This window comes from Ruegeria sp. CI8, assembly GCF_056536865.1.
Genome location: NZ_JBQFQL010000002.1, coordinates 135,504 through 149,393 on the forward strand (window position 1 = coordinate 135,504; position 13,890 = coordinate 149,393).

The window sequence follows — 13,890 nt, forward strand, 5'->3', positions numbered from 1 at the left end:
TTGCAAATCGGGGTGTGTTTCTGAGGCTGCGGGCGGGGCTTGCTGAGGCAAACATCTGGATCACGTCAGACCAAGGTCTGTGGTGCGATTTTTGATTGTGGGTCATAGTCGGGGCCAAGATGAGGACGAAAGTTGCTGAGCTGACGATTGGGAATTGGTCGTTGTCGCGAGTTTTTCTTGCGGCAAGCATCCTTGTGATGGGATCTGCAACCGCGATCGTCGGTGTATGGGTTTCAAATCGAATCCAGAACGCGGTTGTGCAGAACTCGGCCAATTCGGCGGCGCTGTATATGGAAAGCATCGTCTCACCTCTCAGCCAGGAACTGGCTTTGGGTGACCGCCTGTCCGAACAGGCGAGGCGGGCGCTGGACGAGATATTCATGACCCAGCCGATGCGCGATCGTATCGTATCATACAAGTTCTGGAAGCAGGGTGGTGTGGTCGTACACGCCTCGGACACAAGCATCATCGGTAACCGTTTCGAGCCGACGGGTGACCTTCAGCGCGCCTGGATCGGCGAAATCTCGGGCTCGTTCGAGGAACTGGATCACGATGAAAGCGCTGCCGAAGCGGCCTTGGGGATACCGCTGCTCGAGGTCTACAGCCCCATTCGTGAACTGTGGTCCGGTGAAATCATTGCCGTGGCCGAGTTCTATGAAAGGGCCGATCAATTGGAGATGGATCTGGCAAAAGCCAGGCGCACAAGCTGGTTGGTGGTCGGTTCCGCCTTTCTGGCAAGCACGGTTGTCCTTTTTTGCATCGTTGTGATCGGGGACAACACCATCCGGCGGCAGGCGAGGCTATTGAAGAAACGGCTGGCGGAAAGCGAAAGGATGGCGGCGCAGAATGCGATGCTGCGGTCGCGGGTGGTCGAGGCCTCGGGGCGGTATGCCGCGCAGACGGACCGGTTTCTGAAGAAACTCGGCGCCGAACTTCATGACGGCCCGGCGCAGTACCTTTCACTTGCCGCCCTTCGGTTGGAGGCCGCGTTTTCGGACAAATCCCCAAAACCGAAGGAGGCCGAGGAAATCCAGCAGTCGCTGCAGAAGTCCTTGACCGAAATCCGCGCGCTGTCCCGGGGGCTGTCCGCACCCGATATCGACAACCTGACCTTGATTGATGTCGTGAAAAGAGCGGTCGAGGACCACGCGGAGCACAGCCCGTTGCGGCCTGAAATCTCGTTTCATGGCAGTGACATGCCGAATTTGTCGGTGTCTGACAAACTGTGCGTTTTCCGCTTTCTTCAGGAAACACTCTCGAATACCGCGCGATATGCCCCGCAGTCCCGCTGCAGCGTCACCTGCCATGTTCGCGACGATTGCATTGTCATTCAAGTCAAGGACGATGGACCCGGCTTTGATCCTTTGGACGGTACTGTTCTGCGCGATGATGGCGGCCAGGGGCTGCTGGGGCTGCGCGATCGGGTCGAAAGCATCGGCGGCAGGTTTCAGGTCTCGTCCAGTCCCGGTCAGGGCACCACCGTCGAAATGACCCTGTTTCCCAACAAAACGAGCTCACCATGACCAAGACACTTGTCATAGCAGATGATCATCCGATTTTCCGGGATGGGCTGCGGCGGACCTTGGATGAGGCAGAAGGGTTCGAAGTTCTCGCGGCCGGATCCAGCGCCGACGAAGCGGTTGCGCTTGTCGCTCAGCACCAGCCCGACATCGCAATTCTCGATCTCTCGATGCCCGGCGGTGGGATCAACGCGACACGCCGGATCGCCGCAATGGAAAAACCGCCCTGCATCGCGATTCTGACGGTTTCGGAGAACAGCAGCGATGTTGCCGATGCACTAGAGGCCGGAGCGATTGGGTATATTGTCAAAGGCGTAACCGCGAGCGAACTGACCGCCTCCCTGCGCAGCATCGCCGCGGGGGAGGGGTTCGTTTCGCCGGGGCTGGCTTCGCGGGTACTGCTTCAGATCAACAACGACGCAAGCCCTGCGAACAGCAGCGATGTCCTGGATGATCTCACGCATCGCGAAGAGGAGATACTCAGGCGCGTGGCCAAGGGTTTGAGCAATCGCGAGATCGCCGTGGAACTGGATCTTCAGGAAAAGACCGTGAAACACTATATGACGGCGATCCTGTCCAAGCTGCACGCGCGGAACCGGGTCGAGGCCGCGCTTATCGCGCACGACGCGTGGGGCAAGAAAAACAAGCCCGCATAGCCCGTGAACGCCGAAACGGCCTCTCTGACCGAGAGGCCGTCCGGCAAAATGGCGCTGTTCGTTAGTTCGCGACCGATTGCAGCCTCCGGATGTCCGCGGCCGTGGCGGTTCTTTCCACAACGGTCCGGTTGAAGGGGTCTTTCAGCTCGTAGCGCCCGAACTCGATCTCTTCTTTCCAGCCGTTGGCGTAGTTGACTTCGATGTTGTTGCCCTGACGTTCGATCTTCGTGGGGCGGCTTCCGGCCGTACCACCTTGCCCGGATGCGCTTACATTCTTGATCGAAATACCGTTCGCCAGAGAACGAAGCCTCGAGATATCGGCTCCTGTGGCTGGCCGTTCCTCAACGGTCCGATTCTGAGCATTCTTTCTCTTGTATCTGCCGTTTTCGATTTCTTCCTTCGTTCCGTCGGCATAGCGAACTTCGATCCCGTTTGCAGTTGTCTCGACCTTGGTTATGCCGGCCGACCCGGTCGCGGTGCTTCCGGATTGCGAAGATCCCTTTTTGCTGCCGCTGCGACTTGACCGATCGTCGTCATCGTCGTCTTCATCATCCCGATCATCATCGTCGTCGTCATCCCGGTCGTCGTCATCATCGTCCCGATCGTCATCGTCATCATCGTCGTCCCGACCGCTGCCACTTTTGCCTTTGCCGCTTTTGGCAAACGCGTAAGCGGGCTCAAGCTGTAAGCCGCCCTCGGTGCTGAACTTGGGAGTGTATGGCGCCGCCGAAATCAACGTCGCCAGTGCCACAGTGCTGAGAAGTTGTCCCAGTTTCCGGTTCGCAATCATTTCAGCCTCCTTTGCTGTTCGACAAATGTCTGGTTGTCGAAGGCAGGCTAAAGCGGGTTGGATCCGTCCACATCGGGCTTAGGTCTGACGAATTTCCAACCAAACGTCCGAAGGGGGAAGCGAAAAGGCACAAGGTGCCAAGATCACGTCGACTGGCGAACCGCCAAGGCTCGTAGGTTGCCGGGGGATGTGGGCGTCGGCTCAGTCTGTTGTCGCGTCGTTGGCCGGTACCGGAACAACCTTGAGATATGCGGCAATCGCCAACCGGTCCTCATCGGACAGACGGGAAGTGTTCTCGATGACCTCGGCCATCTCTCCGCCGGCACTGTCGTAGTCCGGAGTGAAACCGGACTTCAGGTATTCGGCGATGTCGGCTTCGGACCAATCCAGGTGGTTGGTGGTCAGGCCGGGAATGCGCCCTTTTCCGCTGGGATTTGGCGCACCCGCCAGCCATTGATCCCGGTTCATGCCGCCAAGACCATCTCTGGGTGTGTGGCACTCGGCGCAATGGCCCAAGGCTTCGACCAGGTAGCGCCCGCGCTGCTGCTGCGCATCGAGATCACCGTCAACCACCCACCCTGGTTCAAGGTAGAGAAGCTTCCAGCCGCCCAAGCTTCGCCGGATGTTGAAGGGGAAACCGATCTCGTGCGCTCTGCTTTCCTGCGAGGCGGCCGGCAGGGTGCCGAGGAATGCGCGCAGCGACACGACATCCTCCGGCGTCATGTTCGTATAGGTCGTGTAAGGGAAGGCCGGGTAATAGTGTTGCCCGTCCGGCCCGGTTCCGTAGATCAGGGCATCTGCCAGTTCCAGCGCCGACCATGACCCAATCCCGGCTTCTGGGTCGCTGGATATGTTCGGAGCTATGAACGTACCAAAATCTGTCTCGAACCGGCGTCCGCCCGCCAGCACCAGCTTTTCCTCACCCTCGGAGTTCGGCGCTGAATGGCACGAGGCGCATCCGGCCGCAAAGAACACGGTCTCGCCCCTGACAAGATCAGGGGCAATACCGTCCAACTCGGCCGGATCGACGTGTTGCGGTCGGGTCAGAACCAGACCGGTCAGCCCGGCCACGACCGCGACGCCCGCGGCAATCGACAGAAGCCGCCGCACCGTCAGGGCCTTGTCAGTTCTTTGGGGCTCTGTAAGCCTTGTGACATGCCGAACAGGCTCCACCCAATGGTCCCATCGCTGCTTTCAGCGCTTCGACATCTTGCCCGGCGGCGGCCTGCATCGCAACCGCGGCTTCAGCCATTGCCTTGCCCTTGGCGCTGACATCCGGGAAGTTCTCCCAGATCGCCGGAAGCGCACGAGAAGATGGGTCGGAGACATTGTCGGACCCGGCTGGCCACATGGCCGACTGATCGATCTGCGTCACGGCAACCAGGTTGTTGGCCGCGCGCGTTGCGGCCTCGGTGTTGTATTCCACTTCGCCTTTGGCCATGCCGCCAAGCGTGCCCAGATTGAACGCATACAGCTGCATGACGGCCTTCCGCGCCTTGACGGCCGGGTTTTCGCTTTCCTGGGCTACGGCCGTGCCAATAACGGCCACAGAAATCAAACTCGCCGCAAGGATTGAGAATTTCTTGATCATGGTATCTCTCCCACATGAATGTGCCGAATGGTAGCTTGATCGAAATTTCTTGTAATTGTTTATTTCTCTGCGTTTCTTGTTAACTTATGAACAATCAAAACTGGGATGACATCCGATACGCCCTCGCCGTCAGCCGGCACGGCTCGTTGAACGCAGCGGCCACAGCGCTGGGCGTGACCCATGCAACGGTGCTGCGCAGGGTGGCCGCGTTTGAACGACGCCATGGGTGCGTGATCTTCCAAAAGAACCCGTCGGGCTACAGCGCGCTGCCCGAGGCCCGGGCCATTCTTTCGGCCATGGAAAATGTCGAGGACGCGGTGCTTTCGGTCGAACGGGCAATCGTGGGCGCGGACCGTTCGCCGACCGGGCGGGTGCGGATTGCCTCGACCGACAGCCTTTGCCAGCTTGTACTGCCCGGGATACTGAACCGCATTTCTGCCCTTTATCCGGGTCTGGAGCTGAGTCTGCTGAGCGGGAACAATCACCATGACCTGTCGCGGCTGACCGCGGACATTGCCGTGCGTCCATCAATCCGCCTGGGCGAAGACTTGGTGGGCGAGCGCGCTGGCGCGTTGGCCTTCGGGGTCTACGACGATGGGTCCTCCTACCGAAAATGGATGCGTTTGGATGGGGCGCTGAGCGGTTCGGTCCCGGCCAGATGGATGGCCGAACATGTGCGGGATGAAGACACCACCATCGGCGCGGACAGTTTCCTTGTGCTCCAGCAGATGGCTGCGACAGGCGTCGGCAAGGCGTTTCTGCCGACGTTCATCGGTGATGCGGACCCGCGGTTGCGGCGGGCGCCGGACATGGATCCGGAAATCGAGGTTCCTCTGTGGGTAGCCACGCTTGAAGAGATTGCGCGGACGCCGCGGTTTGCCGTCGTGCAGCGGGCCTTGGTGGAATACCTGCCCGAAGCACTGGGCCGGTAAGGTCAAACCGAAACGGCCGCCCTGAGCTGCTGCTGGCCAAGTTCGGATTTTGACCCTTTGAGGAATGGCGACCCGCGTTCCAGCACCAGAAAACTGTCGCCCAGGGAATACGCGAAATCAAAATACTGCTCGACCAGGACAATCGCCATCTCACCTTGATCGCGCAGCAGGCGGATGACTTCGCCGATCTGCTTGATGATGTTGGGCTGGATGCCCTCGGTTGGTTCATCCAGCAAAAGCAGCCTGGGTTTCGTGATCAAGGCCCGCGCAATTGCGAGCTGCTGCTGCTGACCGCCTGACAGATCACCACCGCGCCGCGACAGGAACTCTTTGAGAATCGGGAACAGTTCGAAGATGTAGTCAGGTATCCTGTGTTCGCTGCGGGGCAGGCAGGCAAAACCGGTTTCCAGGTTCTCGCGGACCGTCAGAAACGGAAAGATTTCTCGTCCTTGCGGAACATAGGCCACACCTTTTCGAGCCAGCTCATAGGATGTGGCCTTGCCGATCTGCTCGCCGCCAAGCCGGTATTCACCGCCGCTGCGGGGGTGCGTTCCGGAGATGGCTTTCAACAGGCTGGTCTTGCCGACGCCGTTGGTGCCCATCACGCAGGTGACCTGACCCTGACGCGCGGTGATGTCGATCCCGCTCAGGATCTGGCTGCCGCCGTAGTGCAGGGACAGGTCCGAGATTTCCAGAAGCTCAGCGGCCAAGATACACCTCAATCACTTTGTCATTATTGGTGACGTGGTCCAGCGACCCTTCGGCCAGAACCGACCCCTCGTGAAGCACCGTGACCTTGCAGTTCAGGCGGCGGACGAACTCCATGTCATGTTCAACCACCACCACGGCGCGGGATTTTGCGGCCGCGACAAGAATGTCAGTCGTGTGCTCGCGCTCGGCGGGGGTCATTCCGGCGGCCGGCTCATCGACCAGCAGCAACTGCGGATCCTGCGCCAGCAGCATGCCGATCTCAAGCCACTGCTTCTGGCCGTGGCTCAACTCACCCGCCTTGCGGTTCAAGGCATTCTGCAGTCCGATTTCCTCGGCCAGGTCAGCGACCTTCTGATGATCCGACTGTCCGGCCCGAAACCGCAGGACCGCCAGCGGGCCGCGTTTGTTCCTGAGGGCCAGCATCAGGTTCTCGCGAACGCTCTGGTCCTCGAAGACGGTGGGGCGCTGGAACTTTCGGCCGATGCCGGCCTGGGCAATCTGGCTTTCGCTCATCGACAGGAGCGACACGGATTTGTCACCCCACAGGACATGGCCGTCATCCGGTTTGGTCTTGCCGGTAATGATGTCCATGAACGTCGTCTTGCCCGCCCCGTTCGGGCCGATGACCGCGCGCATTTCGGCTGGGCCAATCTGGAATGTCAGGTTGTTGATGGCTTTGAATCCGTCGAAGGTTACGGACACGCCGGAGACTTCAAGCAACGTGCTCATTCGTCGGCCTCCTTTTCGCGCAGCGACCCAAGGTCCGGCCCCAGATCGGCGCCGTGGCGATCCGGGGCGCGCCGCTCGGCAAACCTGTCGATCAGGCCGCCGATGCCCCGAGGCGCAAACAATGTGACCGCGACAAATGACAGCCCAAGCAGGATGGTCCACCAGTCGACCCATTGAATCGTGTAGAACCCCAGCGAGATGTCGGGGGCCTGACCACCCGTGAACCATGTGGACAGCAGAGAAACGAATGCCGCGCCGATCACCGCTCCGTACAGACGCCCCCGTCCGCCGATCGCCACCCAGACGGCCAGGTAGATTGATGCAATGGGCGCGATCTCGGCTGGATTGATGATGCCGGCTTGGGGGTAATACAGGGCACCCGCGATGCCGCAGATCACGGCGGTGAAGGTGAAGATGAACAGCTTGTAGGCTTCGACCGAATACCCAAGGAACCGAACCCGGCTTTCGTCGTCCCGGATGGCGCGAATGACCGATCCGAACTTGCCGGACACCATCCAGGCGCAGACCAGATAGCCCAGCCCCAGCGCCAGGGCCGACGCCCAGAAGAACAGGATCGAAACCGTTGATTGCGGCACCGAATCCAGACCCGGCAGATTCTGCAGACCCGACAGGCCGTTGTTCCCGCGCAGCCCGCTGTCGTTCTGAAACAGGTACAGAGACAGCGCCAGCGTCATCGCCTGTGTCAGGATCGACAGGTAGACCCCGGTCACGCGACTGCGGAAGGCCAGCCACCCGAACAAAAGGGCCAGCAAGCCGGGCACCAGTACGACCGCAGCCAGTTGCAAGGGCAGCGAATGCGCAACAGCCCAGATCGGTGGGAACTCGGATGCGCCGACGACTCCGAAGATCTGGGTGGCGATGCCGTCGGAGACTTCCTGGGCCGTTGGTGGCAGGGCCGAGGACGCGAGGCTTTCGATCACGATGATCTCGGTCCGCGCATACATCAGCCACATGCCGATGGCGTATCCGCCGATACCGAAGAAGGCCATATGCCCCAGGGACAGGATGCCCGTGTAGCCCCACACCAGGTCCATCGCCAGGGCCGCAAGGCACAGGCAGAGGGTCTTGCCCAATGTCTTGACGAAGCTGGTGGATATCAGGCCGATCCCGAACCCTTCGCCCAGCACTGTTATGGTCGCCGTGAACAGGGCCAGAATGATCAAGAAGATCGCGACCGAGGGATAGCGCAGCACAAATGGCTTTCGCATCGGGCTGGCTGTGGATGTCATGTCAACCATATCACGCTTCCGCCGCCCGACCCTTGAGCGCGATGATGCCGCGCGGCCGGAATTGAATGAACAGGATGATGAACAGGATCATGTAGGTCTGTGCCGCCAGGGTATTTGACGGGTTGAACCATTCGATCCCCTTCTGCAGCGTGCCGACCATCGTCGCCCCCAGCAGCGTCCCCCAGATGTTGCCCACACCGCCCACGACCACTGTCATGAAGCTTTGCACGATATAGTCCGAACCCATCTCGGACGTGACCTTGGCGTAAAGTCCGATCGCCACGCCGGCAATGCCCGCGATGCCCGAGCCAAAGCCGAAGGTCAGCATGTTGATCCGGTCGGGATTGATACCCATCGAGGACGCCATGCGCGGGTTCTGCGTCACGGCGCGTACCTCAAGCCCCAGTCGGGTCCGGTTCATGACAATGAGGAAAAGCGCGAGGAACAGCAGCGCCAGAACAAAGATCGCGATGCGGATATAACTGATGGAGACGATATCGTTCAGCACCATCGAACCGTCCAGCCACGCCGGAGCGGTCAGGGGGCGGGCCTGGGTTCCAAAGATATTCTTGGCCAGTTGCTGCAGCGCGATGGAAACCCCGAAGGTCGCAAGCAGCGTCTCCAGCGGACGGTGATACAGCCAGCGAATGACCAGACGTTCCAGCAGAACACCGGCGCCGAAGGTCACCAGGAATGCGCAGGGAATGGCGACGATGATCGACAGCGTTAGGTCCGGAATGAACAGTTGAACCACATATCCGGTATAGGCGCCCATCATGATGAACTCACCATGCGCCATGTTGATGACGCCCATGACGCCGAAAGTGATGGCAAGGCCGATGGCGGCAAGGAAATAGATCGAGGCGAGAGACAGCGCATCCAGAACCAGATCCGCCGTCTGGTTGAGAGCGACTTGCGTCTCGATATTGTCCAGCACGGCCTGCGCCGCCAGCGCCACGGGCAACGGTGCCGAGGTGTAGACTCGGTAGAACTTGTACTGTTGCACAGCCTCTGCGATGTCGTCCTGCGTCACTAGCGGAGCGGCGAGCCCCTGATCGGCCAGCAGCTGGTATGCCGCTTGTCGTGCCGCATCTTCGTCCAGACTTGCCACCTGTACGCCTGCGACCCTGTCACCGTCGATATTCGAAATCAGGGTCTCTTTGATGGTGCCGTCGTCCACCAGGGCCGGTGCCAACCCGTTCTCAACCAACAGGTCATAGGCCTGTTTCTGTGTCAGTTCGTCCGACCCGGCCTCGATGGTCACAGCGCCATCCGGAGCCGTGTCGGACACCTTGATTTCAGATGCAACAAGGGGATTGAGCGTTGCGCGCACGTCAACGCCCAGATCGCCGGCGAAGCTGTCGATTGCAGCCAGCCTTGCGACCGCGTCATCATCAAACCGGATCGTCAACAGACGCTCGAGCCGGTCCTTGCGGGCCCGCAGATCCGCGTCCTGCTCTCCGGCAATGGCGCCGCGCAGGGCGGATAGGTGCGAGGGTTCCGCGTCCCGCTCGATCGCCGTCAGCGCTGCGCTTCGGTTCAGCGGGTCGGGGTCGTTCAATTGAAACTGCACCAGCGCCGAAGCGATCAACCCGCGAATGCCCGAGTTCGGCTTGAGTTGTTTGTAGTTCTTCTTGTCGACGACACCGATCTCGGCCCCATCCGAGATGTCAAAAACCCGCAAACCGCCATCGGCTTTGGACGCAAAAACGAAAAGGCCCGTATCCCGGTTGAACCACATGTCCTTGGCCTGCCACCGCTCCAGGACGGTTTGTGCCTCGGGCAATCCACTCTGCGCCAGGGCGTCAATCGCAGGGCCGATCGTCTTGCGAGAGGATTTTTGAATGACCTCCGCATGGGCCTGCAAAAGCTTCTGGACCGGCGCGTCGGAGGATTGGGCTTGCAAAAGACCAGGGGCCACGAACAGCAGCAGGGCAAGCAAAGCCCGGCAAATCGAAAGCGTCATTTGGGGAGACCTCGGCATTGGGCCCCGGGGCACATGTGATGCGCCCCGAGGTATTCCGGTTCAGATCTTAGTAGTTCGATTTGATCTGTACGCAGCTTTTCGTTTCGGTGTTGTACATACCGCAACCCAGCTCTTTCCAATCCGAGATCAGAACCGCGGATTCGGGCAGGTAGTCCGTCCAGGCATCGCCCGGAACCTCTTCGGTCTGGCTGATGATGTCGAACTGACCGTCTTCCTGGATTTCGCCGATCAGAACCGGCTTGGCGAGGTGGTGGTTCGGCAGCATGACGGCCGTGCCGCCCGTCAGGTTCGGGAATTCCTGGCCGTACATGGCTGCGCGCACGGCATCGACATCCGTCGAGCCCGCCTCAGTTGCGGCGTTCACCCACATGTTGAAGCCGATGTAATGCGCTTCCATCGGATCGTTGGTCACCCGATCTTCGCCCATGCGGGCTTTCCAGGCGGCAACCCAGGCCTCGTTCGCTTCGCTCTCTGCCGACTGGAAGTAGTTCCACGCCGCCAGATGCCCGACAAGGTTGGTTGTGTCCAGGCCGGCCAATTCTTCCTCGCCGACCGAGAAGGCAACAACCGGAATGTCATCGGCCGAGATACCTGCGGCGGCCAGTTCCTTGTAGAAGCCCACATTCGCGTCGCCGTTGATGGTCGAGATGACGCCGACTTTCTTGCCGTCCGCGCCCAGCGCAACGACATCCGCCACGATCTTGGACCAGTCGGAATGGCCAAAGGGCGTGTAGTTCACGAAGATGTCCTCTTCGGCGATGCCTTTCTGCTGCAGATAGCTTTCGAGGATGTTGTTCGTCGTGCGCGGATACACGTAGTCGGTGCCCAACAGGGCGAATTTCTCGACCCCCAGTTCCTCAAGGAAGTAGTCCGTTGCCGGGATCGCCTGCTGGTTCGGTGCGGCACCGGTGTAGAAGACGTTCTTCGAGCTTTCTTCGCCTTCGTACTGAACCGGATAGAACAGCAAACCGTTGAGCTCTTCGATGACCGGCAACACGGATTTGCGGGAGACCGATGTCCAGTTGCCAAAGATCACGTCAACTTCATGAACGGTGAGCAGTTCGCGCGCTTTCTCGGCAAACAGCGGCCAGTCCGAGGCGGGGTCGACAACTACGGCTTCCAGCTCGCAGCCCAGCAGGCCACCAGCTTCGTTCTGCTGTTCGACCAGCATCTCCATCGTGTCTTTCAGCGTGGTCTCGGAGATGGCCATCGTACCGGACAATGAGTGCAGAACGCCCACTTTGATCGGGCAATCGGCCAGTGCGGGCAGGGCGGTTGCGAACAATACAGCAGCAGTAGTGTTGAGTAGTTTGGAGTGCATCAGCGTTTCCTTTTGTGCGATGCGCAGCAGGCTTGTCCGGAACGCCGAAACATCCCATATACCCCCCACGCTTAATTGCGGTGTGCGAGGGCGTCATCAGGTTCCTAGGCCGGGCACCTTCGCACATTTTCCAAGCCGTCTTTCGGCGCACCACATTGCTAGGTCAGCTTTTGCCGAGGCTCAGAGTCCGGTGGTGCGAGTTTTTGGATTGATTCAGCGTGTTGCCCAAATTTGCGGCGGTGCCGCATGGTTCGCCCAAAAATGCGGCACTGCAGCGAAGGGTGGTCTCAGACGCCGCCCAGTATCAGCAGGCTGCACTGATCCAGAAGGTCGCTGGCCGTTTGCCGCGCGGCGCTGGCCGCCGTGATGTCCGAGCCAAAGGTCGCCGTATGGAGCAATCGCGCATGAGCGTGTTTTGAGTTCACCCGGTGGCTCAGGACCAGTTCGGCCTCCTCTGCCGTCACGGTCGCCTCAAGCAAGGACACGAAACCGCCGCGAAGCAACTCATAGTCCTGCGCCTTGGGGTCGTTCAGAAGCCAGGCATGCTCCATCTCGGCCGAAAAACGCCCGGCGCAGCCGGCAAACGATTTGACCATGTCGGTTTCAGCATGAAGCAATCCGATGGATGAGAAAGTGCATAGTGCTGAAACGAAAATAGTTTTCAAAGCGCCCATGTATTGATCATTGCAACCGAAAAAGCGCCCGTCAAGGCAGCGCTTTGTAAACTGGCCTGCCCATTTCCCGACAGGCTTCGGTCGCAACGGGTCATGACGGAACCGGTTCCGCGCGCTATTTGCGTCCTGGTCCTACCGGGGCGCATTGAACCCGGTTGAGGGCTGGCCGGACCAGACTAGCTATTGCCCAGATTTGGTTCGGAGAACGGTTTTGCAGATCGTTTGGTTCAAGCGGGATCTCAGGGTGCAGGACAATCGTGCCCTGGCTCATGCGGCACAGCGGGGGGCGCTGGTGCCGCTTTACGTGGTTGAACCCGATCTTTGGCGTCAACCCGACATGTCCGCTCGCCAATGGGCGTTCATCCGCGAAACCCTGGTCGAGCTGCGCAGTCAGCTTGCGGAATTGGGCCAGCCCCTGATTGTACGGACAGGCGAGATGCTGTCGGTCCTGGACGATTTTGCGCACAGGTTCGACCTCACGGCCCTGTGGTCGCATGAAGAAACGGGAAACGACTGGACCTTTCAGCGGGACAAACGCGTGGCGTCCTGGTGCCGAACCCGGGGCATTCCCTGGCACCAGCCGCGCAATCACGGGGTTCGCCGCCGTCTGGCGTCGCGCGATGGCTGGGCCAAAGAGTGGGATCGCTTCATGAGCGAACCGATCACGCCCGCACCCATATTGCGGCCCATCCCGATGGACCCGGGTGGGATCCCGTCCAACAGGGAACTGGGATTGCGCCCGGACCCATGTCCACGGCGCCAATCGGGCGGCCACACGGCGGCGTCGGACCGGTTGACCACATTCCTGAGCACGCGCGGCCGGACCTATCGCAGCGCGATGTCCTCACCTAAGCTGGGGGAACACGCGTGTTCGCGCCTGTCCCCGCATCTGGCATGGGGAACGCTGTCGATGCGCGAGGTGATGCAGGCCACATGGGCGCGGCAAAAAGCGCTGAGCCACACCCCTGACAAACAGTGGCGGGGGGCGATGTCCTCGTTCGAAGGCCGGCTGCATTGGCACTGCCATTTTATCCAGAAACTGGAGGATGACCCCCGGATCGAGTTCCAGAACGTGCATCGCGCCTATGACGGGATCCGCCCCTCGGCCCCGGATTCGCATCGGCTGGAGGCCTGGGCCAGCGGTGAGACCGGCCTGCCATTTGTTGACGCATGCATGCGGTACTTGCGGGCAACGGGGTGGCTCAACTTTCGAATGCGCGCGATGGTGATGGCGACGGCCAGCTATCACCTGTGGCTTGACTGGCGCGCGCCCGGTGAGGTTCTCGCCCGCCTGTTCACCGATTACGAACCGGGCATCCACTGGAGCCAGGTGCAGATGCAGGCCGGCACCACGGGTATCAACGCGCTGCGGATCTACAACCCGGTGAAGCAGGGCCATGATCAGGACCCGACCGGGACTTTTACCCGCCGTTGGTTGCCGGAATTGGCGGATATCCCGGATCGCCATCTGCAAGAGCCGTGGAAGGCCGAGAACGCAGGTGCCGTGCTGGGCAAACGCTACCCGATGCCCATCGTCGATCACGTCGCGGCGGCCCGGTTCGCCCGGGATCGGATTTGGGCGGTGCGGCGCGGGGACGGATTCCGGGACGAGGCTGCGAAGGTCTTGGCCCGGCATGGCAGCCGCAAAGGGCGCTTGCGGAAAGGAAACAGCCGTGCGACCACCTGCAACCCGGCGCAATTGTCATTGGATCTGGGGGACTAGATGCGG

General features: G+C 60.5%; 13 protein-coding genes. 4 read left to right on the forward strand and 9 right to left on the reverse strand.

The annotated features are described in order from the left end of the window. Positions 1–197 precede the first annotated feature (197 nt). Together ACR0DA_RS11250 and ACR0DA_RS11255 are read left to right on the forward strand one after the other, a co-directional pair. The gene (locus tag ACR0DA_RS11250) at positions 198–1,523 is read left to right on the forward strand and encodes a sensor histidine kinase (RefSeq protein ID WP_480754045.1); all 1,326 of its coding nucleotides are present in this window, start codon (positions 198–200) and stop codon (positions 1,521–1,523) included. Further along, positions 1,520–2,176, forward strand: coding sequence for a response regulator (locus ACR0DA_RS11255; RefSeq protein WP_093963999.1), 657 nt, complete (start codon positions 1,520–1,522; stop codon positions 2,174–2,176). The genes ACR0DA_RS11250 and ACR0DA_RS11255 overlap by 4 nt, the downstream gene beginning before the upstream one ends. A 61-nt stretch (positions 2,177–2,237) precedes the next feature. Here the strand turns inward: ACR0DA_RS11255 and ACR0DA_RS11260 are convergent, their stop codons facing one another. The 3 genes from ACR0DA_RS11260 to ACR0DA_RS11270 form a co-directional block, all read right to left on the reverse strand. Beyond that, positions 2,238–2,966: a hypothetical protein gene (locus tag ACR0DA_RS11260; protein ID WP_480754047.1), complete on the reverse strand. Its 729-nt coding sequence runs from the start codon at positions 2,964–2,966 to the stop codon at positions 2,238–2,240. A gap of 201 nt (positions 2,967–3,167) precedes the next feature. Next, positions 3,168–4,076 (reverse strand): c-type cytochrome, encoded by a 909-nt coding sequence (locus tag ACR0DA_RS11265; protein WP_480754049.1) that lies wholly within the window; start codon positions 4,074–4,076, stop codon positions 3,168–3,170. 13 nt (positions 4,077–4,089) lie between these two features. Beyond that, positions 4,090–4,557, reverse strand: a complete 468-nt coding sequence (locus ACR0DA_RS11270; RefSeq protein ID WP_480754050.1) for a c-type cytochrome — start codon at positions 4,555–4,557, stop codon at positions 4,090–4,092. Between the two features lie 86 nt (positions 4,558–4,643). Between ACR0DA_RS11270 and ACR0DA_RS11275 the strand changes: the two genes are divergently transcribed. After that, positions 4,644–5,489 (forward strand): LysR family transcriptional regulator, encoded by an 846-nt coding sequence (locus ACR0DA_RS11275; protein WP_480696061.1) that lies wholly within the window; start codon positions 4,644–4,646, stop codon positions 5,487–5,489. A 2-nt stretch (positions 5,490–5,491) separates the two neighbouring features. Here the strand turns inward: ACR0DA_RS11275 and urtE are convergent, their stop codons facing one another. The 6 genes from urtE to ACR0DA_RS11305 all read right to left on the reverse strand — a co-directional run bounded on the left by urtE (position 5,492) and on the right by ACR0DA_RS11305 (position 12,083). Beyond that, positions 5,492–6,199, reverse strand: a complete 708-nt coding sequence (gene urtE, locus ACR0DA_RS11280; RefSeq protein ID WP_170340825.1) for an urea ABC transporter ATP-binding subunit UrtE — start codon at positions 6,197–6,199, stop codon at positions 5,492–5,494. Continuing rightward, positions 6,189–6,929 (reverse strand): urea ABC transporter ATP-binding protein UrtD, encoded by a 741-nt coding sequence (gene urtD, locus ACR0DA_RS11285; protein WP_480696063.1) that lies wholly within the window; start codon positions 6,927–6,929, stop codon positions 6,189–6,191. Before urtD ends, urtE begins: the two co-directional genes overlap by 11 nt. Further along, entirely contained in the window at positions 6,926–8,179 is a 1,254-nt protein-coding gene (urtC, locus tag ACR0DA_RS11290) for an urea ABC transporter permease subunit UrtC (protein ID WP_480754405.1), read from the reverse strand. Before urtC ends, urtD begins: the two co-directional genes overlap by 4 nt. 10 nt (positions 8,180–8,189) lie before the next feature. Continuing rightward, entirely contained in the window at positions 8,190–10,145 is a 1,956-nt protein-coding gene (gene urtB / locus ACR0DA_RS11295) for an urea ABC transporter permease subunit UrtB (RefSeq protein WP_170596708.1), read from the reverse strand. Between the two features lie 67 nt (positions 10,146–10,212). After that, the gene (urtA, locus tag ACR0DA_RS11300; protein ID WP_170342811.1) at positions 10,213–11,487 is read right to left on the reverse strand and encodes an urea ABC transporter substrate-binding protein; all 1,275 of its coding nucleotides are present in this window, start codon (positions 11,485–11,487) and stop codon (positions 10,213–10,215) included. 287 nt (positions 11,488–11,774) lie between these two features. Continuing rightward, positions 11,775–12,083: a hypothetical protein gene (locus ACR0DA_RS11305; protein ID WP_170340832.1), complete on the reverse strand. Its 309-nt coding sequence runs from the start codon at positions 12,081–12,083 to the stop codon at positions 11,775–11,777. Positions 12,084–12,372: 289 nt separating this feature from the next. On the opposite strand from ACR0DA_RS11305, the gene ACR0DA_RS11310 reads away from it, so the two are divergent. Beyond that, positions 12,373–13,884, forward strand: a complete 1,512-nt coding sequence (locus ACR0DA_RS11310) for an FAD-binding domain-containing protein (RefSeq protein WP_480754053.1) — start codon at positions 12,373–12,375, stop codon at positions 13,882–13,884. Positions 13,885–13,890: the final 6 nt, after the last annotated feature.

Bases quoted from the DNA above. Each gene is read 5' to 3' on its own strand.
- ACR0DA_RS11270 (WP_480754050.1), bottom strand. From the start codon at position 4,557: ATGATCAAGAAATTCTCAATCCTTGCGGCGAGTTTGATTTCTGTGGCC.
- urtC (WP_480754405.1), bottom strand. From the start codon at position 8,179: ATGACATCCACAGCCAGCCCGATGCGAAAGCCATTTGTGCTGCGCTAT.
- urtD (WP_480696063.1), bottom strand. From the start codon at position 6,929: ATGAGCACGTTGCTTGAAGTCTCCGGCGTGTCCGTAACCTTCGACGGA.
- ACR0DA_RS11305 (WP_170340832.1), bottom strand. From the start codon at position 12,083: ATGGTCAAATCGTTTGCCGGCTGCGCCGGGCGTTTTTCGGCCGAGATG.
- urtB (WP_170596708.1), bottom strand. From the start codon at position 10,145: ATGACGCTTTCGATTTGCCGGGCTTTGCTTGCCCTGCTGCTGTTCGTG.
- ACR0DA_RS11250 (WP_480754045.1), top strand. From the start codon at position 198: ATGGGATCTGCAACCGCGATCGTCGGTGTATGGGTTTCAAATCGAATC.
- ACR0DA_RS11260 (WP_480754047.1), bottom strand. From the start codon at position 2,966: ATGATTGCGAACCGGAAACTGGGACAACTTCTCAGCACTGTGGCACTG.
- ACR0DA_RS11255 (WP_093963999.1), top strand. From the start codon at position 1,520: ATGACCAAGACACTTGTCATAGCAGATGATCATCCGATTTTCCGGGAT.
- urtA (WP_170342811.1), bottom strand. From the start codon at position 11,487: ATGCACTCCAAACTACTCAACACTACTGCTGCTGTATTGTTCGCAACC.
- ACR0DA_RS11275 (WP_480696061.1), top strand. From the start codon at position 4,644: ATGAACAATCAAAACTGGGATGACATCCGATACGCCCTCGCCGTCAGC.